The following is a 19,355-nucleotide window of genomic DNA, read 5'->3' on the forward strand; positions in this document are numbered from 1 at the left end:
CCCGTCACACTAGATAGGCCTGCGCCTGCAAGGTGAAGAGTTCCGCGTACCCGGCCTTGGCGGCCATGAGCTCCTCGTGCGTGCCGTACTCCGCGACCTTGCCGTGGTCCAGCAGCAAAATCCGCTCGGCCTGGCGGACCGTCGAGAACCGGTGCGAGATGTACAGCGTGGTCCGGCCGGCGGCCAACGACCGCAGCCGGGCGAACAGGTCGTGCTCAGCCTGGGCGTCGAGAGCCGACGTCGGTTCGTCGAGGATCAGGATCGGGGCCTCGCGCTGGAAGGCCCTGGCCAGGGCGATCTTCTGCCACTCGCCACCCGACAGCGAGACGCCCTGGTCGAACCAGCGGCCCAACGGCGAGTCGTAGCCGGACGGCAGGCGCTCGATGCGTTCGTCGGCGCCGGCGCGACGGGCGGAGTCCTCGATGTGCGGGCGGTCCTCCAGCCGGTGGAGGTCGCCGAGGCCGATGTTCTCCGCCGCCGTGCCCTGGTACGTCACGTAGTCCTGGAACATCGCGCTGATCTGGGTGCGCAGCTCGTCCGGGTCGTACCGGCGGATGTCCACGCCGTCGAGCAGGATGCGGCCGCCGGTCGGGTCGTACAGGCGGCACAACAGCTTGAACAACGTCGACTTGCCCGCACCGTTGCGGCCGACCACCGCGACCGTCTCGCCCGGGCGAATCTCGAACGACACCCCGTCCAGCGCGGGTTCCTCGGCGCCCGGGTAGGTGAAACTCACCGACTCGAACCGGATGTGTCCCTCCACAGTGGACGGCAACGGCAGCGGCGAGTCGGGCGCCACGATCTCCGGCGAAGTGTCCAGGAACCGGTACAGCGTGTCCAGGTACAGATTGTTCTCGTACATCCCCGAAAACGCCGTGAACAGCCCCGAAACCGAAGCCTGCACCGACGTCGCCGCGGCCGTGTACAGCGCCAGGTCACCCAGCGTCAGGCGCCCGCCGACGGCCTCCAACGCGATGTACAACGCGATCGCCGAGCCGGCCAGGGTGGACAGCAGCCCCCACGACGTCGAGCTCACGTTGCGGCGAACCGTCAGCCGCCGTTGCCGCTCGTACGACACCACGCCGAGCTGCCGGAACCGCTCCACGAAGTACGGCCCGAGGCCGAACAGCTTGGTCTCCTTGGCGTACGTATCCGTCGTGACCAGCGAAGACAGGTAATCCATCCGTCGCTTGATCGGCGACATCAGGAACGTCAGCCAGAACGCGCGCGACCCGTACTTCGACTGCGAGATGAACGCGGGAATCGGCGCGAGCAGCGCCACCAGCGCCAGCAACGGGCTGATCGACACCAGCAGCGCGATCATGCTCGAGAACGTGATCGCCGTGCGCACCAGCCCCAGCGCCGACGTCATCATCGACAACGGCCGCGTCGGCGCCTCCTGCGCGGCCTGGCGCAGCATGTCGTACGACGTGGAGCCCTCGAAGTACGCCAGCTGCAGCTTGCTCGCGTGGTCCATGACCTGGTGGCGGATGGTCAGCGTCATCCGTTCCTGCAGCAGCGTCTGCGCGATCGACGTGATCGCGCTGCTGATCGCGGTCGCGGCCAGCACGCCGAACTGGAACAGCGTGATCCGCACGATGTCGCCGGTCGTGCCCTTGTGCTGGATGGCCGCGACCACCGCGTCCAGCAGCAGCTTCGCGATGTACGCCGTGGCCGTCGGCAGCAGGCCGGACAGCAGCGTGACCAGCGCGAGCAGGATCGTCAGGGTCGGGCTGGCCTGCCACGTCAGCCGCGCCACCTTCGGCAGGCCGCGGACGGTGCCGGACACCGACGTCTTCATCCGGCCGAAGCGCGACTTCAGGTCTTTGGGCAGGTCCGGTTGCGGGGGCTCCGGGATGTCGACGGGACCGGTCAGGCCGCTGTCGGGCACCGTCTGTGCCGGTCTGCGCCGCCGTCCGCCGGGCCGTCCGCCCGGCATGAATCCGCCTGGGATCACGCGGACACCGCGCCGTGCAGGAAGACGTCGATCATCTCGGTGGCCTCGGGCGAACCGGGCATGGGCCGGCTCTGCGCGAACAGCATCGAGAGGAACATGGCCGCGGCCTGGTTCACCGGCAGCCGCAGGCGGTCGGCGTCCGGCACGAACAGCTCACGGACGGCGCGGTGCATCGCCTCGAACGACTCGCGCCGGCTGTCGCCGGTCACCGACTTGCGGTTGCGGGCCTCTTCCGGGCGCGTCCGGCCGGCCCGGATCGCGCCCATCACGGCACCCAGCCGCTGCATGTGCGCGGTCAATGCGTCAACGGCTTCCAGGAGCCGCTGCTCCAACGGCAGCTCACTCGGGATCTCCCCGATCATCTCCAACGCCTCCCCCGGGTCGAGCGCGGCTTCCACGCACGCGTCGAACAGCTCGTCCTTGTCGGTGAACACGCGGAAGATGGTGCCCTCGCCGATGCCGGCCGCCCGGGCGATCTGCGCGGTGGTGACCCCCCGGCCGTGTTCCACGACCAGCGGGAGCACCGCACGCACGATCATCCGGCGGCGGTCGTCGGGCGCCATCCCCGGCGCGCGCTTCCTCGTCTCCATACCGACCAAAATACGGAGTGAGTGCTCACTCCGTCAACTGGGTAACGCGAAGCGACGAGCCGTCGACTTAGGGACGCACATCCGCCGACCCGAGGAGCGCCGGTGCGCGGCAAGCCGTTCGACGAGCCCACCGCGGGACGCCTGCGCCAGGCGCGCGAGGTCCTGTCCGCCGAGGCCGAGAAGAGCCATCACGTGCTGTACGCGAAGCTGCGCGAGATCGTCGGTGGCGTGATGGCGCTGGACGCCTTCTTCGTGGCCCTCTTCCGCGACGCCGGCCACGTGCTCTACGCCTACCAGTACGACGGCGCCGAGTACGCGCTCCCGGGCGTCCGGCCGGTCAACCCCGAAGGCCCCACGGGCTGGGTGCGTACCCACAACCGTTCCTACGCCTACCGCGCCGACGCCGGCGCCGTGCTCAACCGCGGCATCCCTTGGGGCGACAAGGAACGCCGCTCGGCCGACGCGCTCGTCGTCCCGATGCGCCGCACGCACACCGGCGAGGTGATCGGCGTCGTCTCGGCCCAGACGTACACCGCCGACAGCTACGGCGACGCCGAGCTCGCCGCGCTGGAGTGGCTGGCCGAGGTGGTCGCCCGGATCCTGTCGGCCGAGGACGAGGACCGCGAGCTCCTGGCGCAGCTCGACGACGGGCACCGGCCGGCCGCCGAACGCGTGCTCGGGCGGACGGTGTCGGCGCTGGTCGTGGAGCGCGTGGCCGTGGTGTGGCAGGCGGCGGCGCAGCTCGCGACTGAGCTGGAGGCGGAGGGTCACCGCCTCGGGGCACGGGCGCGGGACCTGGTGCGCGAGTGTGAGCGGCTGCAGATGGATTCCGCGGAGATCGAGTTCGCCGGCTACCGCGAGGCGGCGGCGCGGTTCGGCTCGCTGAGCCCGCGCGAGCGTGACGTCGCCGAGCTCCTGCGCTTGAGCGACGGCGAAATCGCCACACAGCTGTACGTCGCCCGCTCCACGGTGAAGACCCACGTGCGCAGCATCCTGCGCAAGTACGGCGCCAAGAGCCGTTCGACGGTCGTCGAGGAGGTCTCCACCTATCTCGGTTACGCCCGTGAGCGAGGCGGCTCATCCTCGGGATGAATCGGTGCGGGCTTATTTTTCATCCTCGCGCCGAGAGAATCGTTGTGGTATCGCGGATAACATGGTTCCAGTGCGCGTGGAAAACGGCTCCGTGTGGAGTGTGCCGCTCGAATTTCTCATCGCTCTCTGGTGGTTTTTCGTCGCGATCGGAATTGCGAAGTTCATCGTTGTTCCCCTCGTCAAATGGTTGCTGGTTACCGTGTTCGAGTCACTCAAGGGCGCCTCGGGCGCGGGCCGGACGGTGCGCCGGCTGCTCGCCGTACCCATCACGGGTTTGCTGAGCAGGCAACGCAAAGCGCGCGGCGGTCACCGGGAAAGCCGGCTCGACCTCTTCGTCGTCGACTTGGTTTTCGGCGTGGCGGTGAGCGGTTTTCTCCAGGGAATCCTGCTGACCGCGGTGTCGACCATCGTGGTCGTCGTTATTTGTTTTCTGGTTTTCTGAACGGAGCGGTGAATCTTGGCTGGCGACGAGTTGGTGCCGAGCGGCCGGAGTGTGCCGTTCGAGGTTCAGGACGCGAATGGGAATCTGCCGGCGAGCGGCGGCGCCGATCTCGCGGAGGTCGTGGTCAGCGCGATCGCCCACGCTCTCGGCTTCCCGACGGCCGCGCTCGTGCGTTCGGTCGTGGTGGTGGTCGCGCGAACGTACTCCGAGATCAAGGTGGAGCTGCAGGGGCAGCGGGTGGACCGGCGGATCAAGCTGCAGACGATGACCATCGAGCGGTTCTACACCGCGATGGCGCGCGTGGACGCCGATCCCTACTGGCCCCCGGAAGCGAAAGCGACGCTCGCCGAGGCCGTGGCGGCGGAGATGAAGCAGGAAATCGCCCGGCTGCTCCGAAGCTAGAGAGGAACTGCGATGTCCGAACTGATCAGGAGGACCGACGCCGAGGTCGAGCGCCGGCCGCTCGAGAAGGCGGTGGAGCTCGCCGCCACCGCGCACCGCAAGGTCGTGGTCAAGCGTCAAAAGATCCGGGTGGCGCTCACCATCGCCGAGCTGACCGCGGAAGCCGAGATCCGGGCCGACCGGCGGCGGCGATGACCGGCACGGAAGAGCTGGAGGGGCTCGTGCGGACCGTCGTCGAGCGGCCCGCCGCGGTGCGGTTGCAGCAGCTGCTGGCCGAAGGGCTGATCACCGCGGCCGACCGGGACCTGTTCCTGGTGTCGGCACAGAAGTACCGGGAAGCCGCGTTCGCGCAGTACGCCGACTTCGACCCGGCGGTGCGCCACGAGCTGGTGAAGGCGCTGCTCGTCGACTACCAGCAGGAACTCGGCCGCCTGCTGGACGAGATGGCCGCGCGCCGGCGTCCGCCGGCGGAGATCGAAGCGAGGGGTGGGGTCCTGCGCGGGTTGTGGCGCAGGATCCGGTGAAGCGGTTGCGGCCCGGAAACCACCGGGCCGCAACCGCGCCGGAACGGATCAGTACGTGATCGCCACGGCCGGGTCGGCGAGCAGCGCGCCGACGTCGGCGAGGAACTCCGAGCCCTGCTGGCCGTCGACCACGCGGTGGTCGAAGCTCAGCGACAGCTGCATCACCTTGCGGACCTTGATCTCGCCGTCCACGACCCACGGCGTGTCGCGGATCGCGCCGACCGCCAGGATCGCCGACTCGCCCGGGTTGATGATGGGCGTGCCGGTGTCGACGCCGAAGACGCCGACGTTGGTGATCGTGAACGTGCCGTTCGCCATCGCCGCGGGCGTGGTCTTGCCCTCGCGCGCGACGTCGGTGAGCTCGGTCAGCGCGACGGCCAGCTGCTTGAGCGACATCGCGTCGGCGTCGAAGATCTTCGGCACCACGAGCCCGCGCGGGGTCGCCGCGGCGATGCCCAGGTGCACGTAGTCCTTGTAGACGATCTCCTGCGCCGCCTCGTCCCACACCGCGTTGACGTCGGGCGTGCGCTTCGCCGCGAGGCACACGGCCTTGGCGGCGAACGCGAGCGGCGTCAGCTTCACGCCGCTGAACTCACGCGACTTCTTGAGCTTCTCGCGCAGTTCCATCATCGGCGTGACGTCGACGGTGAGGAACTCCGTGACGTGCGGTGCCGTGTAGGCGCTCTGCACCATCGCGGCGGCGGTGGCCTTGCGGACGCCCTTGATCGGCACACGACGTTCGCGGGTGGCGGCGTAGGTGGTGTCCACAGTGGACGTCACGGCGGCTGCCGGGGCTGAGCCATTGGCGGCGCGCTCGACGTCTTCACGGGTGATGACGCCGCCGTCGGCGGTGCCGGTGAGCGCGTAGAGGTCGATGCCGAGGTCCTTGGCGAGCTTGCGCACCGGCGGCTTGGCCAGCGGTACGTAACCACCAGTGGGAGCCACGGGAGCCACCGGCACAGGCGCCGGAGCCGGCGGAGCAGCACCAGCCACCGCGGCCACGGGAGCGGCCTTGCGCGCCCGCCGCTTCGTCTCCACCGCCTTGGAGCCGTACCCGACCAGCGGCTTCATCTCCTCCTCGGCCGGCGCGGCGGCCTCGGGAGCGGGCGCCGCCTTCCCGTCCGGGTCCACGTCCAAGGTCAGCAACGGAGCCCCGACCTCGACCGTCTGCCCCACCTCGACGAGCAGCTCGGTGATCACCCCGGCCCACGGGATCGGCAGCTCGACAGCGGCCTTGGCGGTCTCGACCTCGACCACGATCTGGTTGACCGTGACCGCGTCGCCCGGCTTCACGTGCCAGGCGAGGATGTCGGCCTCGGTCAGCCCCTCTGCCGTGTCGGACAAGGGGAACTGTTTGTACTCAGGCATTTCAGCGGGTTCCCCCTTACCAGTTCAGCGAGCGGTCGACGGCGTGCAGCACCCGGTCCAGGTCGGGGAGGTAGTGCTCCTCGAGCTTGGCCGGCGGGTACGGCGTGTCGAAACCGGCGACGCGCAGGACGGGGGACTCCAGGGAGTAGAAGCACTCCTGCTGCACGCGGGCCGCGATCTCCGAGGTCAGCGACGACTCCGACGGCGCCTCGCTCACGGCGATCAGCCGGCCGGTCTTGCGCACCGACTCGAACACCGGACCCAGGTCGAGCGGCGAGAGCGTGCGCAGGTCGATGACCTCGAGCGACTTGCCCTCGTCCTCGGCGGCCGCGGCGGCGTCGAGCGCCACCTTCACCGACGGACCGTAGGCGACGACGGTCGCGGTGGTCCCCTCGCGCACCACGCGCGAGCTGAAAACGCGGCCCGGCGAGGTGTCGGTGTCGACCTCCATCTTCAGCGCGCCCGAGTGGTAGAGCTTCTTGGGCTCGAAGAAGAGGATCGGGTCATCGGAGCGGATGGCCTCCTGGATGCCCCAGTAGGCATCGACCGCGTTGGAGATCGAGACGACCTTCAGGCCGGCGATGTGCGAGAACAGCGACTCGGGCGACTCCGAGTGGTGCTCCACCGCGCCGATCCCGCCGCCGAACGGCACGCGGATCACCACGGGCATCTTGATCTTGCCCTGCGTGCGGTAGTGCAGCTTCGCCAGCTGCGACGAGATCTGGTCGAACCCGGGGAAGATGAACCCCTCGAACTGGATCTCGCACACCGGCCGGAACCCGCGCACGGCCAGGCCCACGGCGGTGCCGATGATGCCCGACTCGGCCAGCGGCGTGTCGAGCACGCGCTGCTCGCCGAAGTCCTTCTGCAGGCCGTCGGTGATGCGGAAGACGCCGCCGAGCTTGCCGACGTCCTCACCCATGATCAGGACCTTCGGGTCCTCTTCCATCGCGCGGCGCAGGCCGAGGTTGATGGCCTTGCCGATCGTGAGCTTCTGCAGGTCCGCCATCAGTGCTCACCCGCCGTGGCAAAACCGTCCAAGTAGGACAGGAACTCTTCCCGCTCCGCGTCGAGAACCGGCGACGGCTCGGCGTACACGTTGGCGAAGATCCGCTCGGGCGGCGGCTCCGGCATGTTGAACGTGTAGTCGCGAAGCTGCGTCGCGAACTCGTCGGCTTCGGCCTGCACCGCGTCGAAGAAGTCGTGGTCCGCACCGCCGCCACGAGCGAGGTACGCACGCACGCGCTCGATCGGGTCCTTCAGCTTCCACTCCTCCAGCTCGTCGGAGAGCCGGTAGCGGGTGGGGTCGTCGGTGGTGGTGTGGGCGTCCATCCGGTAGGTGAAGGCCTCGATCAGCACCGGGCCGTTGCCGTGCCGGCACTCCTCCAGCGCCCACCGGGTCACGGCGAGGCAGGCGAGCACGTCGTTGCCGTCCACGCGGATGCCGGGGAAGCCGTAGCCGCGGGCGCGCTGGTACAGCGGCAGGCGCGACTGGCGCTCGGTCGGCTCGGAGATGGCCCACTGGTTGTTCTGGCAGAAGAAGACCAGCGGCGCGTCGTAGACGGCGGCCCAGACGAAGCCTTCGTGCACGTCGCCCTGCGAGGTGGCGCCGTCGCCGAAGTAGCAGATCGTGGCTTCGCCGTCGTCGTCGCCGACCTTGCCTTCGAACTTCTGGCCCATCGCGTAACCGGCGGCGTTGAGCACCTGGTTGCCGATGACGATCGTGTACGGGTGGAAGCCGTGGGCCTTGTAGTCCCAGCCGCTGTGGTCGGTGCACCTGAAGATGCCGAGCAGCTCACGCAGGTCCACGCCGCGCGTGTACGCGACGCCGTGCTCGCGGTAGCTCGGGAACGCCATGTCGGTGGGCTTCAGCGCGCGGCCGGAGCCGATCTGCGCGGCCTCCTGGCCCAGCAGCGGGACCCAGATCCCCAGCTGGCCCTGGCGCTGCATCGCGTTGGCCTCGCGGTCGGCGCGGCGCACCAGCACCATGTCGCGGTACAGGTTCCGCAGCACCTCGTCGTCGACGTCCGCGACGTACTTGTCGAACTGCGGCGACGGGACTCGCTGACCTTCGGGGGTGAGCAGCTGAGTCAGCTCAGCGCCACCTTCGCTCGTTGCTCGCAGACCCGCGATCACCTGTTCGGGCGAGGGCTTGGCCGCTACGGCGGCGGGCCCGTCTCCAGGTTCCGGGTGCGTCCACTGTTCGGACGGCATGCGCTGTATCTCCTCGGTGTCGGCGCCACGGTGGCCGCTTGTGGCGGCCACAGCGACTGCACCGGCGGGAACCAGCGCCCCGGATTCGGGGCGCCTGGCCACCGTCGGCGTTGACGGTTCTCGCCGCCATCCTGGCACGAAGCCCGGCGCGATGGTGAGCCGCGGATGCTGATTTGTTGCTGAGATCCGGGCTCCTGAACAGGCAAAACGCTGGGAACTCCGAGTATGGGACGGACGATGATCGGGAATCCGCACCGGTGCCCACCAGGCGTCACCGGGTGGGCACCGGCCGCGTCCGGGTGGTGGGTTTCACGAACTCGAGGGCGGTCGTGACGTCGGTCACCGTGGCAGGATGGCCGGCGTGGAACAGAAATCCGTACGTGAAACCGTCGTCTCGACGTGGATCAACGACGTCGTGCCGAGCCTGTCCGGGCTCGTGGCGATCCCGGCGTTGTCCCCGGCGTTCGACGGGGACTGGGCCGCGAGCGGTCACCTCGCCGCGGCCGTCGAACACGTGAAGACGTTCATCGCCGGGCGCGACCTGCCGGGCGTGTCGATCGAGGTCGTGCAGCTCGAGGGGCGTTCCCCGCTGCTGTTCGTGGACGTGCCCGCCACCGCGGGCGCCACGGACAAGCCGACCGTGCTGATGTACGGCCACCTCGACAAGCAGCCCCCGGTCGGCGGCTGGTCCGAGGGCCTCGGCCCGTGGACCCCGGTGATCCGCGACGGCCGCCTCTACGGCCGCGGCTCCGTCGACGACGGCTACTCCGGCTACGCGGCCGTGTCCGCGCTGGAGGCCGTGCGCGCGGCCGGCGGCGAGCACGCGCGCACCGTGGTGCTGCTGGAGACAGGTGAGGAGTCGGGCAGCCCCGACCTGCCGGCGTACGTCGAGCACCTGTCCGAGCGGCTCGGCGAGGTCGGCCTCGTCGTCTGCCTCGACGCCGGTGGCATGGACTACGAGCGGTTGTGGCTGACCACGAGCCTGCGCGGGATGCTGCACCTCACCGTCACCGTGCAGCTGCTGGCGACGGCCCAGCACTCCGGCCTGGCCAGCGGCGTGGTCGCCTCGTCGTTCCGCGTGCTGCGGCAGCTGCTGGAGCGCATCGAGAGCGGCGAGACGGGCGAGATCAAGCTCGCGGAGCTCAACGTCGAGGTGCCGGCCAGCCGCCTGGCCGAGATCGAGGCCGTCGCCGAGGTTGCGCCCGAGAAGCTGCAGACGGCGTTCCCGCTGGTCAGCGGCGGCCGGACGATGTCGGAAGACGCGCTGGAGCTGCTGCTGAACAACTACTGGCGGCCCACGTTGTCGATCATCGGCGCCGACGGTTTCCCGCTGCCCGCCAACGCCGGCAACGTGCTGCGCGAGAGCACCACGCTCACGCTGAGCTTCCGCCTGCCGCCCACGGCCGAGGCGGCTCCTGCGTTGGCCGCGGTCAAGCGCGCGCTGACCACGGACGTGCCGTATGGCGCTTCGGTGACCATCCACGAGGACGCCCAGGCCGAGAACGGCTGGAACGCGCCCGAGGAGGCGCCGTGGCTCTCGGCCGCGCTGCGCCGCGTCAGCGACGAGGTGTTCGGCCGCCCCCACCGCGCCGCCGGCATGGGCGGGTCGATCCCCTTCATGGGCCTGCTCGGCGAGAAGTACCCGCAGGCGCAGTTCCTGGTCACGGGCGCGTGCGGCGCGGATTCCAACATCCACGTGCCGGACGAGTGGCTGAACCTGGACTACGCGCAGCAGGTCACGGAGGCCGTCGCGCACATCCTCGACGCGCACGCGCGCAGCTGAGGTCGTGGTGAAAAGTCCCGGCGCCGGTTGGCTGGTGCCGGGACTTTCCCAACCGCGGATATCCACTGTAGACCTTGTGGTTTGGACCACACACTGTTCGCGTCTCACCTGACACCGGGAGTCACGACTGCATAGGGTGAAACTGCGCCGTAACGTACAGGTGCTGTGCTTACCCGCTATCGAGTGGCAATATGCGTGCTCTCGACAGTTGAGAACTACGAGGAGTGACGAAGTGGCCCGAGGACACCAGATGAAGGCGCTCGCCCTTCTCCCGGCTTTCGCGCTGGTCGGCCTGACCATGGCCTGCGGCGCGGGCGGCAGTGGCGCGGGCGATGCGGGGAGCAACAGCTCATCGGCTGCGGCTCCTGGGGGCTCGTCGGACATCCCGGCCGTGGCCAAGGACGACAAGCTCGCCGCGATGGTGCCGGCTTCGGTCACCAGCGACGGCAAGATCCTGGTCGGTCAGGACCAGACCTACCCCCCGAACGAATTCCAGGACGAAGGCGGCAAGGTCACCGGTTTCGATGTCGATCTCGGCACCGCCATCGGCCAGAAGCTGGGGCTCAAGATGGAGTTCCAGAACGCCGCCTTCGACGGCATCATCCCCGGCATCCAGGCCGGCAAGTACGAGCTCGCGATGTCGTCGTTCAGCATCAACCCCGAGCGGCTGCAGACCGTCGACATGGTGAGCTACTACAAGGCCGGCACGTCGCTTGCCGTCCTGAAGGGCAACCCGGACGGGCTGAACCTCGACGACCTGTGCGGCAAGAAGATGGGCGTGCAGAAGGGCACCACGCAGGTCGACGATCTGCAGACGCGCTCCGACGCCTGCACCAAGGCGGGCAAGCCGGCCATCGACGTCACCCAACTGCAGGCGCAGACGGACGTCAACCTGGCGCTGACCGCCAAGCGCGTGCAGGGCGAGCTCGCCGACTCCCCGGTGATCGACTACGCGGTGAAGCAGACCGGCGGACAGCTGGAGGTCGTCGGCGCGCCGTACGACACCGCGCCCTACGGCATCGTGCTCAAGAAGGACAGCGGCGACTATACGAAGGCCGTTCAGCAGGCCGTGCAGGCGCTGATCGACGACGGCACGTACAAGAAGATCCTCGACAAGTGGGGCCTGTCCGGTGCGGGCGCTGTGACCACGTCGGAGATCAACCCGGCTTCCTGAGGCCGTAGATAGGACGCAGTTCTCGTGCCCAGTAACTTCGACGCTCCTCCGACCGTGGAGGTGCCGGCCGACACGACACCCATCAAGGCCGTCCCAGTGCGCCACTACGGGCGCTGGGTGGCCGGGGTGATCATCCTTTTCCTCGCGTTCATCGTCATCCGCAGCGTCGTCACCAACCCCAACCTGCAATGGTCGGTGGTCTGGGAGTACATGTTCAACGACCGTGTGCTGCGCGGTCTGCAGAACACGTTGATCCTGACGGTGATTTCGATGGTCATCGGCATCATCGGCGGTGTCCTTCTCGCCGTGATGCGGCTGTCGCCGAACCCGCTCATGAAGGGTGCTGCGGGGATCTACGTCTGGTTGTTCCGCGGCACTCCGCTGATCACGCAGCTGGTGTTCTGGAACTTCCTGGCGTTCGCGTACCCGCGGCTGGGCCTCGGCATTCCGTTCGGCCCGGAGTTCGTTTCGTGGGACACCAACACGCTCATCAACCAGTTCACGGCTTCGCTGCTCGGCCTCGGGCTGAACGAAGCCGCCTACATGGCGGAGATCGTGCGCGGTGGTATCCAGTCGATCGACTCCGGCCAGCTCGAAGCGTCGTCGGCCCTGGGGATGAAGCGCACGACCACGTTGCGGCGCATCATTCTTCCGCAGGCGATGCGGGTGATCATCCCGCCGACGGGCAATGAGACGATCTCGATGCTCAAGACCACGTCGCTGGTCGTGGTGATCGGGTACTTCGAGCTGATGGTCGCGGTGCAGACCATCTACGCGCAGAACTTCAAGATCATTCCGTTGCTGCTGGTGGCGGTGATCTGGTACCTGATCATGACGTCGATTCTGACTGTCGCCCAGTACTTCATCGAACGCCACTTCGCGCGGGGCTCTTCGCGTTCGATCGCCGAAAAGAACAAGTGGGGTTCCCGAATGCTCGGATTCCGGTTCGGTCAGGGCGGCGGCGGCCAGGGCGCAGGTGGTGTCGGATGACCCCCGTCGTTTCCGCACAGAAGATCTGCAAGAGCTTCGGTTCATTGGACGTGCTGAAAGGCATTGATCTCGAAGTCCACGAACGTGAAGTGCTGTGCCTCATCGGCCCTTCCGGCTCCGGCAAATCCACCCTCCTGCGTTGCATCAACCACCTGGAGAAAATCGACGCCGGCCGCCTGTACGTCGACGGCGTCCTCGTGGGCTACCGGCAGCGAGGCGACAAGCTCCACGAACTGCGGGAAAAAGAGGTCGCCTTCCAGCGCAAGGACATCGGCATGGTGTTCCAGCGCTTCAACCTCTTCCCCCACATGACCGCGCTCGAGAACGTCATGGAGGCCCCGATCCAGGTCCGCCGCGAACCTCGCTCCGAGGTCCGCCAGCGCGCCCTGGACCTTCTCGACCGCGTCGGCCTGGCGGACAAAGCGGGTTCCTACCCCGCCCAGCTTTCCGGCGGCCAGCAACAACGCGTCGCCATCGCCCGCGCGCTGGCCATGCAGCCCAAACTGATGCTCTTCGACGAGCCCACGTCCGCCCTGGACCCGGAACTCGTCGGCGACGTCCTGGGCGTCATGCGCCAACTCGCCAAAGACGGCATGACCATGGTCGTGGTCACCCACGAAATGCAGTTCGCCCGCGAGGTGGCCGACAAGGTCCTCTTCATGGACGGCGGCGTGGTCGTCGAGGCCGGCCCACCCGACCAGGTGATCGGCGACCCGCGTCACCAACGCACGAAGGAATTCCTCGCCCGGGTCCTGAGCCCGAACGCTTGATTCACCAGTGTGGCCGCTTCCCCACGGGAGGCGGCCACACTGCTGTTCAGGCCTTGATCAGCGGCTGCTGCGCAGCTCGTTCTCCAGCTGCTGCACCTTCTTCACGAGGTCCTGCGGGCCCGCCCCGGCCAGGCTGATCCACCCGGACTTGTCCACCCCGAACATGATCCGCCCCTGTTCCGTGTCGATCCACCCCGGCGGATTCTCATTCCGCAAGCGCTTTCCCCGGCTGTCCCGGACCGCGACGTACAGCCGCCCGAAATACGTCTTTGGCGTCCGCAGCCACTGCACCACCTGTTTGGCGTCGCGAATACTCGGGCTCGTTTTGCTGGGAATCACGCCACTCTTGATCGCGTTGAAGTCTGCGTCCGAACAATTCAACGACGCGATCCGCGCCGCCGGCGCCTCCGGCAGCAGCAACGCGAACTCCCGCGCCAACGCCTCCGCCGAACACGGCGCGATGTACAGCACCTGATCGACCGCCACCACAGTCACCGCGTCCCGCCCACTCGCCGCGGCGCGCACGGTCCGCTCACCCTTGTCCGACTTCACCCACGAGTAGTACTCGACCCCCGGGCGCTGCAGCAGCTGCAGCGCCTCGACGAAGTCGTCGTCCAACCGTCCGCCGCGCGCCAGCCCCCGTCGGTTCAGCTCGGCGTCCGTGTCGGCCGCCAGCTGCTTCCGCTCGTCCGGCGAGTACCACAACGCCCCGCGCACGAGCGTCGGGTGGATGTCGCCGAGGTTGAGCCGCTCGAGCAGCACCTCGTACGTCTGTAGGCTCAACTCCGCCGGCTTGCGCAGCACTTTCCCACTCCCCCTTTGTCAGACTTCGGCAGCCGGCGCCGACGGAATTGTTGCTTGCCATCGGAAAGCGGCCGTCCGCCATTTAGTCCGTCTGGCATCGCCGCCGTGCCTCCCCGCACGGGCCGCTCCAACTCGGGTGCGGCCTACCCTCTGTTCAAGTCCCGCTTCGCTAGGTGACTTTAACAGGGCTCAACCGTCCACAAGGACGCTTCCGCCCCAAGATCACCCGCCTCGGTAGGGCGGCCGACCACCCGCCGGCCGCCCTCGGCTTGTCCTACGCCCCAATCACCGGCGGCGTGGGCTTGTCGCCGTCGTACCCGCCGAAGATGGAATCCGGGTCCTCTTCGGACAGGAGAATCTTGCGCTGGTGCTCCTCGTCCTCGGGCCCCTTGCCACCCTTGGCCCCACCGGCACCCATGCCACCCATCCCAGGCTGGCCCTTGGCACCCGCGGCACCCATCCCACCGGGCCTGGCCGCACCCGCACCTTCGCCCATCGCGCCGGCCCCAGTACCCGCACCTGCGCCGACGCCGCGCCCCATCCCGGCCGCACCGCCGCTCGACGCACCGCCACCGCCAGGCCCGAAACCACTACCGCCGCCACCCGGCCCAAAGCCACCTCGGCTGCCGCCCGGCCCGAAGCCACCGCCGCCGCCGATCCCACCACCGAAACCACCGACGGGCCCGAATCCGGGACCGAAGCCGCTGCTATTGCCACCGCCGGGCCCGTTGATCCCAGTTCCCCCAGGGCCCTGCCATGACGGCGATCCGGGTCCACCCGGGGTCTGCGTCGGCCCCGCAAACGCGGCACTCGTGCTGTCATTCGCCGCCGGCGTGTTCACGCCCGCCGTCGAGTGCCCGGGCGGCGGCGGTGCGTGGTAACCGGCCGCTCCCGGCGGGGCGGTGTACGTGCTCGGTCCGCCGGTGTAGCCGCCGGAGTACCCGCCAGAATGCCCACCACTACCGGAAACATGGCTGCCGCCGGGCTTCCCGGTGTCGATGCGATCGGGCGTGATCCCACCGGAAGACACGCTGGGGTCGTGCGCCGCAGGATAGTCCACCGGGATGTTTTCGGATCGGGCCTGGCTGCCGCCCGAGTACTGGTTGTAAGTGGCGACGTTCGCATTTGTGTCGGTGTCGAACTTCGCCGCTTTCTTCTCGTCGTCACTGGCGCCGATCGATAGCCAGTCTTCGATCGTGTTGTCATCTGGCCTGGAATCGTCCACCGGTACGACGGAATTCTTCGCCGTGGTGAATGCGGCGGACTGCTGCTCGATGGACTCACGCATGGTGTCCATCTTGTTGGCTGCGGTGCGCGAAGTCGTGATAAGAGGCGTGAGACCCGCGCTTCCCGAGTCGGCAGCTTGACCTTTCCAGAAGGTGTTCAACGTGTTCTGGCTGTCGGTCAATTTGTCGGCGACGTCGTTGTGGATGGTCTTGAGATCTCCGCACCCACGGCCTACCCGGTCCATGCTGGAGGTGTCGCCAGGGTCGTGAAGCTGCTTGTAGATATCAGCACCTGTCAGCGGCATGATCAGCTCGCCTTCAACCGATTGATGACGACCGCGCCCAACTGGGCGGCCATTTTGCAGGGGTCGGAGAGCTCCGGGTTGCCGTCACGAAGGTGGGTGATCACGGTGTAGGTCAGGTCGTCGCGCACGCCGATTGCCAAGGAGCAGTTGCCCGGCCCCTCGCCGCCTTGGCTGTAGACCACAGCAGGGTAACCGGCGACAGGGTCGGAGGGCTTGAACGTGGTCAAGTGCCCAGCCTTGTTCTCGAGATAGAGGCTGTTCAACCCTTCCTTGTTCCCGGTGATGAAGGCGCCGGCGATGTTCCCGGTGTCATTGGCGAAAGTCCATTGGCAGGTCTTGCCTGGAACGGATTCGTAGACGCTGGTTCCCTTGACTGGGCCGCCGAATTGTGCGACTTCATCCGTGGTGGCCGCCGCGCATGGGTCTGTCTCGTAGCGCTGAGTGTTTGTCAGAGGCTGGGAAACCTTCGGCGCCAGCATGGAACCACCGGTCGGCGAGGTTGGCGAAGCCGGTGCTGCCTGCCCGCCGGTCGACCCGCCGCACGCAGACGCGGTAAGCGCCGCAAGGCCGATGACGAGCAGCGGGAATACGCTTCGGTTTCGCATTCAATCGACCTTCCTGAGCCCGCGAAGCGCGTCGATCGCGGCCTGATCCTGGTTCACGTACGCAGAGCGGATTTCTTTGAGGGCGTCGACGTACGCTTTGACGTACTGCACCGTGCCCTGGAGGTACTGGTTATAGACGATGGTGGAGTGGATGGCCGCGTCGATGTAACCCCCGCTCGCCTGGTCGCTTCCGGGGGGTCGGACCTGCGCGAACTGCTCCGCGATGCTTTGGGCTCTCGTGTAGTCGCCGTCGAGGCTGTCCTCGAGTTGCTGGATCACTTTGTCCATGGAGGCGGCGTCGAACTGCCAGCTGCGATTGTTGGCCGCGGCGGCGAAGTCGGCCTTGGCCTGGCCGGATCCCAAGGCCGTGAAGTCCGGAGGTGGGCCCGAAGTCACCGTCTGGCCGCCCGCCAGGGGTACCGGCGGTGCGCCCGGTGGCGGCGGTGCCGTCTGCCCCGGTGTGGCGAGCTCGTTTTGAAGACCCGACAGCTGGCCGGGTTGTCCGTCTGGCATCGTCGTGCCTCCCCGCACGGGCCGCTCCGGTCCGGGGTGCGGCCTACCCTGTGTTCAGATTCAGCTCCAGCAAGTGACCTTAACAGGGACGACTCCCCCACAGGATCGGTTCCCACAAGATCACCCGGCGTGCTCAAGTAGCTCGTCAAACGTTGAAAATCCCGCCCTAACTGGCGATCTGCCAACAACCACCCGCTACTCCATTAGGACGCTTGCCATTCCTCCTACCTTCCGATTCGCTTAGGGCACCACCAGCGGCAGAAGGCAGAGCGAGGGGGCACGTGCCGACCGACACGACGCTGCCGCCGCTGGATCCGTTTGCCGGGGTGCCCGACAAGAGGTACGAGGTGAAGGCCGCGGACCTGCTGAAGCCTGGGTCAACAGGGATCCTCAGGTGGCGCAGGCAGGCGACCAACGCGCCGATCGTGCAGGTCGAGGACGCGTACATCACCGGGACGTTCGACCTCAGGGCCGCCGAGTCGGGCTACCTGTTCCGCTTCGAGCGGTGCCGGTTCGAGTTTCCGCCGGATGTGCGGGAGGCGAACGTGCTGGGGCTCGTCTTCCGGAAGTGCTGGTTGCCGGGGCTGAAGGCGCGCAACCTCAGGAGCCGCAACGATGTGCGGTTGATCCGGAGTGTCGTGGAGGTCGGGCCGGAGGACAGTGAGATCCCCGAGACCACGATCATGCGCGGCGACGATCGCGAGCGCGGCATGCCGAACGCCGCCGTGAACCTCACCGACGCCGTGATCGAGGGGTCGGTCGTGCTCACGCGCACGACGATCAAGCACCCCCACGGCAAGGCGATCCAGGCCGACCGGCTCGTGATCACGGGTGCGCTGCTCGCGTATCGCATGGTGGCGCGCGGCGAGGTGCGCGTGCCGGGCATGCGCACGGGCGGCAACGTGAACTTCTCCGGCGCGACGTTCGACAACCCCGACGGCTTCGCGTTCAACGGCAACGGCATCCACATCGGCGGCAGCCTGCTGTGCGAAGTGGACAACTACGGGCCGGCCGCCGAGCGGAAACGGTTCTCCGCCAAGGGTATCATGTACTTCCCGAGCGCCACTGTGGACAGTGACATCGTGCTGCGGGAAGCGAAGCTCACCGTGGACCAGCGCGGGCCGGTGGCCGTGGACGCGTGGAAGTCGAACGACCCGTACCTCGACCCGCGGCCCGCGCTCGTCGCCGACCGGCTGAAGGTCGACGGCAACCTGGAGCTGTCGGACGGGCTGCAGGCGTTCGGCACGCTGCGCATGGTCAACGCGCGCATCGGCGGCTCGCTCAGGCTGGCCGGCGCGGAGATCAAGATGGTGCGCGGCCGCGCGACGCCGTACTACGACCGCGCGTTGCACCTCGACGGGTCGTCGATCGGGGGCGACGTCGAGGCCACCAGCCTGCGCGTGCCCGTGGGGCAGCTGCGGATGGCCGACGTGCAGATCGGCGGCAACTTCCTCGCGTGGAACTCGATGTTCCTGCATCCCGGGCGCGACGTGTTCTCCGCGCGGCGCGCCAAGATCGCAGGTAACTTCCAGCTCACCGACGCGACGTTGCAGGGCACGGTGCGCCTGCAGGGCGTCGAGGTGGGCGGCAGTGTGAACCTCTACGGCAGCAAGCTCACCGAGCCGGGGCAGCGGACGTCGTCGAGCTTCTCGCTGGACGTCCGCACCGCGCGCATCGGCCGTGACCTGGTGCTGACGGAGAACAAGGACCGCGCGTTCGTCGCGGAGGGCGGCGTCAACCTCGACGGCGCGCAGATCGCGCGCCGCCTCGAGCTCGGCGGCGCGCAGCTCGGATCCCTTCCGTCGCACGGGATCGCACTCGACGCGAGCGACGTCACGGCCGACGAGTTCCTCTTCGGCTTCCACACGCCGCCCGCGGGACGCGTCGTGCTGCGCCGCGCGCACTGCGGGACCCTCGGCGACACGGAGGAGTTCTGGGCCGCCGAGGACGGCATCGAGCTCGACGACTTCCGTTACGACGCCCTGAAACGCGGCATTCCCCTCGACGACGACCGCGCCCTGGACCACCGCATCGCGCTGCTGAGCAAGGCGATGCGCGGCTACCGGCCCGGCCCGTACGACCAGCTCGCCGCGACGCTGCGTGCGGCCGGCAACGAGGAACACGCGTCGACGGTCGGGTTGCGCAAACAGCAGTTCCGCTACGACGCGCTGGCGAAGGGGTTCAAGGTCTTCGGCCCGGGCGTGCGGCTGTGGAGCTTCCTGCAACGCTCGATGGTCGGCTACGGCTACCGGCCCGTCCGCGCGCTCGGCTGGCTGCTGACGCTGCTGGTGCTCGGCAGCCTGTGGTTCGGCCTCGGCTCGGACGACTGCGTGCAGAACCCCGGCCGCTACGCCGTCAGCGGGCCGCGCTGCCTGGTCAACCAGCAGGACACGGGGCTGCAGTGGAACCCGGTGATCTACACGGCCGACCTGCTGGTGCCCATCGTCGACTTCGGCAACAAGTCGCGCTGGTACATGCACGGCGCGGACAACTGGGTGGCCGCCGGCTTCACCGTCTCCGGCTGGCTCCTCGCGACGACCGTCGCGGCCGGCTTCGGCCGCATGGTGCGCCGGGACAGCTGAGGCCATACCCTCGG

Annotated in this window: 19 protein-coding genes; 10 read left to right on the forward strand and 9 right to left on the reverse strand. The window is 68.2% G+C overall.

The annotated features are described in order from the left end of the window. Positions 1 to 4: 4 nt before the first annotated feature. Both ACFY1H_RS02470 and ACFY1H_RS02475 read right to left on the reverse strand, forming a co-directional pair. Positions 5 to 1,939, reverse strand: coding sequence for an ABC transporter ATP-binding protein (locus tag ACFY1H_RS02470; RefSeq protein ID WP_386944834.1), 1,935 nt, complete (start codon positions 1,937 to 1,939; stop codon positions 5 to 7). Between the two features lie 14 nt (positions 1,940 to 1,953). Then, entirely contained in the window at positions 1,954 to 2,520 is a 567-nt protein-coding gene (locus ACFY1H_RS02475) for a TetR/AcrR family transcriptional regulator (RefSeq protein ID WP_386944836.1), read from the reverse strand. A gap of 129 nt (positions 2,521 to 2,649) precedes the next feature. Here ACFY1H_RS02475 and ACFY1H_RS02480 point away from each other — a divergent pair, with 129 nt between their 5' ends. The 5 genes from ACFY1H_RS02480 (at position 2,650) to ACFY1H_RS02500 (ending at position 5,007) form a co-directional block, all read left to right on the forward strand. Next, positions 2,650 to 3,639: a LuxR C-terminal-related transcriptional regulator gene (locus ACFY1H_RS02480; protein WP_386944063.1), complete on the forward strand. Its 990-nt coding sequence runs from the start codon at positions 2,650 to 2,652 to the stop codon at positions 3,637 to 3,639. Positions 3,640 to 3,709: 70 nt separating this feature from the next. After that, entirely contained in the window at positions 3,710 to 4,081 is a 372-nt protein-coding gene (locus tag ACFY1H_RS02485; protein ID WP_366580077.1) for a hypothetical protein, read from the forward strand. A gap of 15 nt (positions 4,082 to 4,096) precedes the next feature. Then, positions 4,097 to 4,483, forward strand: a complete 387-nt coding sequence (locus ACFY1H_RS02490; RefSeq protein ID WP_366580079.1) for a hypothetical protein — start codon at positions 4,097 to 4,099, stop codon at positions 4,481 to 4,483. 12 nt (positions 4,484 to 4,495) lie between these two features. Continuing rightward, complete coding sequence (locus tag ACFY1H_RS02495; RefSeq protein WP_366580081.1) at positions 4,496 to 4,678, forward strand: hypothetical protein; 183 nt, start codon at positions 4,496 to 4,498, stop codon at positions 4,676 to 4,678. Continuing rightward, complete coding sequence (locus ACFY1H_RS02500; protein WP_366580083.1) at positions 4,675 to 5,007, forward strand: hypothetical protein; 333 nt, start codon at positions 4,675 to 4,677, stop codon at positions 5,005 to 5,007. Before ACFY1H_RS02495 ends, ACFY1H_RS02500 begins: the two co-directional genes overlap by 4 nt. 48 nt (positions 5,008 to 5,055) lie before the next feature. Here ACFY1H_RS02500 and ACFY1H_RS02505 read toward each other — a convergent pair whose 3' ends face one another. Genes ACFY1H_RS02505 through pdhA form a run of 3 tightly spaced genes read right to left on the reverse strand, consistent with a single transcriptional unit; the run spans position 5,056 to position 8,589 of the window. Then, entirely contained in the window at positions 5,056 to 6,375 is a 1,320-nt protein-coding gene (locus ACFY1H_RS02505) for a dihydrolipoamide acetyltransferase family protein (RefSeq protein WP_386944066.1), read from the reverse strand. A 16-nt stretch (positions 6,376 to 6,391) separates the two neighbouring features. Further along, the gene (locus ACFY1H_RS02510; protein ID WP_366580087.1) at positions 6,392 to 7,384 is read right to left on the reverse strand and encodes an alpha-ketoacid dehydrogenase subunit beta; all 993 of its coding nucleotides are present in this window, start codon (positions 7,382 to 7,384) and stop codon (positions 6,392 to 6,394) included. Beyond that, a complete protein-coding gene (pdhA, locus tag ACFY1H_RS02515) occupies positions 7,384 to 8,589 on the reverse strand; it encodes a pyruvate dehydrogenase (acetyl-transferring) E1 component subunit alpha (RefSeq protein ID WP_366580089.1) in 1,206 nt (401 codons plus the stop codon). Before pdhA ends, ACFY1H_RS02510 begins: the two co-directional genes overlap by 1 nt. A 352-nt stretch (positions 8,590 to 8,941) precedes the next feature. Here pdhA and ACFY1H_RS02520 point away from each other — a divergent pair, with 352 nt between their 5' ends. The 4 genes from ACFY1H_RS02520 to ACFY1H_RS02535 all read left to right on the forward strand — a co-directional run bounded on the left by ACFY1H_RS02520 (position 8,942) and on the right by ACFY1H_RS02535 (position 13,306). After that, positions 8,942 to 10,372 carry a M20/M25/M40 family metallo-hydrolase gene (locus ACFY1H_RS02520; RefSeq protein WP_386944069.1) on the forward strand — a complete coding sequence of 477 codons (1,431 nt, stop codon included), beginning with the start codon at positions 8,942 to 8,944 and terminating at the stop codon, positions 10,370 to 10,372. Positions 10,373 to 10,604: 232 nt separating this feature from the next. Next, complete coding sequence (locus ACFY1H_RS02525) at positions 10,605 to 11,546, forward strand: ABC transporter substrate-binding protein (protein WP_386944071.1); 942 nt, start codon at positions 10,605 to 10,607, stop codon at positions 11,544 to 11,546. A 24-nt stretch (positions 11,547 to 11,570) separates the two neighbouring features. Beyond that, on the forward strand, positions 11,571 to 12,536 hold the full coding sequence (locus ACFY1H_RS02530) for an amino acid ABC transporter permease (RefSeq protein WP_386944073.1): 966 nt from the start codon (positions 11,571 to 11,573) through the stop codon (positions 12,534 to 12,536). After that, positions 12,533 to 13,306, forward strand: a complete 774-nt coding sequence (locus ACFY1H_RS02535) for an amino acid ABC transporter ATP-binding protein (RefSeq protein WP_386944075.1) — start codon at positions 12,533 to 12,535, stop codon at positions 13,304 to 13,306. Before ACFY1H_RS02530 ends, ACFY1H_RS02535 begins: the two co-directional genes overlap by 4 nt. Before the next feature lie 57 nt (positions 13,307 to 13,363). Here the strand turns inward: ACFY1H_RS02535 and ACFY1H_RS02540 are convergent, their stop codons facing one another. From ACFY1H_RS02540 to ACFY1H_RS02555, 4 genes are all read right to left on the reverse strand, one after another. Continuing rightward, complete coding sequence (locus ACFY1H_RS02540) at positions 13,364 to 14,110, reverse strand: ESX secretion-associated protein EspG (RefSeq protein WP_386944077.1); 747 nt, start codon at positions 14,108 to 14,110, stop codon at positions 13,364 to 13,366. A gap of 274 nt (positions 14,111 to 14,384) precedes the next feature. Then, entirely contained in the window at positions 14,385 to 15,641 is a 1,257-nt protein-coding gene (locus tag ACFY1H_RS02545; RefSeq protein WP_386944079.1) for a hypothetical protein, read from the reverse strand. A 2-nt stretch (positions 15,642 to 15,643) separates the two neighbouring features. After that, positions 15,644 to 16,246 carry a DUF3558 domain-containing protein gene (locus ACFY1H_RS02550; protein WP_366580101.1) on the reverse strand — a complete coding sequence of 201 codons (603 nt, stop codon included), beginning with the start codon at positions 16,244 to 16,246 and terminating at the stop codon, positions 15,644 to 15,646. After that, positions 16,247 to 16,759, reverse strand: a complete 513-nt coding sequence (locus ACFY1H_RS02555) for a hypothetical protein (protein ID WP_366580103.1) — start codon at positions 16,757 to 16,759, stop codon at positions 16,247 to 16,249. Between the two features lie 281 nt (positions 16,760 to 17,040). On the opposite strand from ACFY1H_RS02555, the gene ACFY1H_RS02560 reads away from it, so the two are divergent. Continuing rightward, positions 17,041 to 19,341 carry an oxidoreductase gene (locus tag ACFY1H_RS02560; protein WP_386944082.1) on the forward strand — a complete coding sequence of 767 codons (2,301 nt, stop codon included), beginning with the start codon at positions 17,041 to 17,043 and terminating at the stop codon, positions 19,339 to 19,341. Positions 19,342 to 19,355: the final 14 nt, after the last annotated feature.

This window comes from Amycolatopsis sp. NPDC001319 (genome assembly GCF_042896185.1).
Taxonomy (GTDB): Bacteria; Actinomycetota; Actinomycetes; order Mycobacteriales; family Pseudonocardiaceae; genus Amycolatopsis.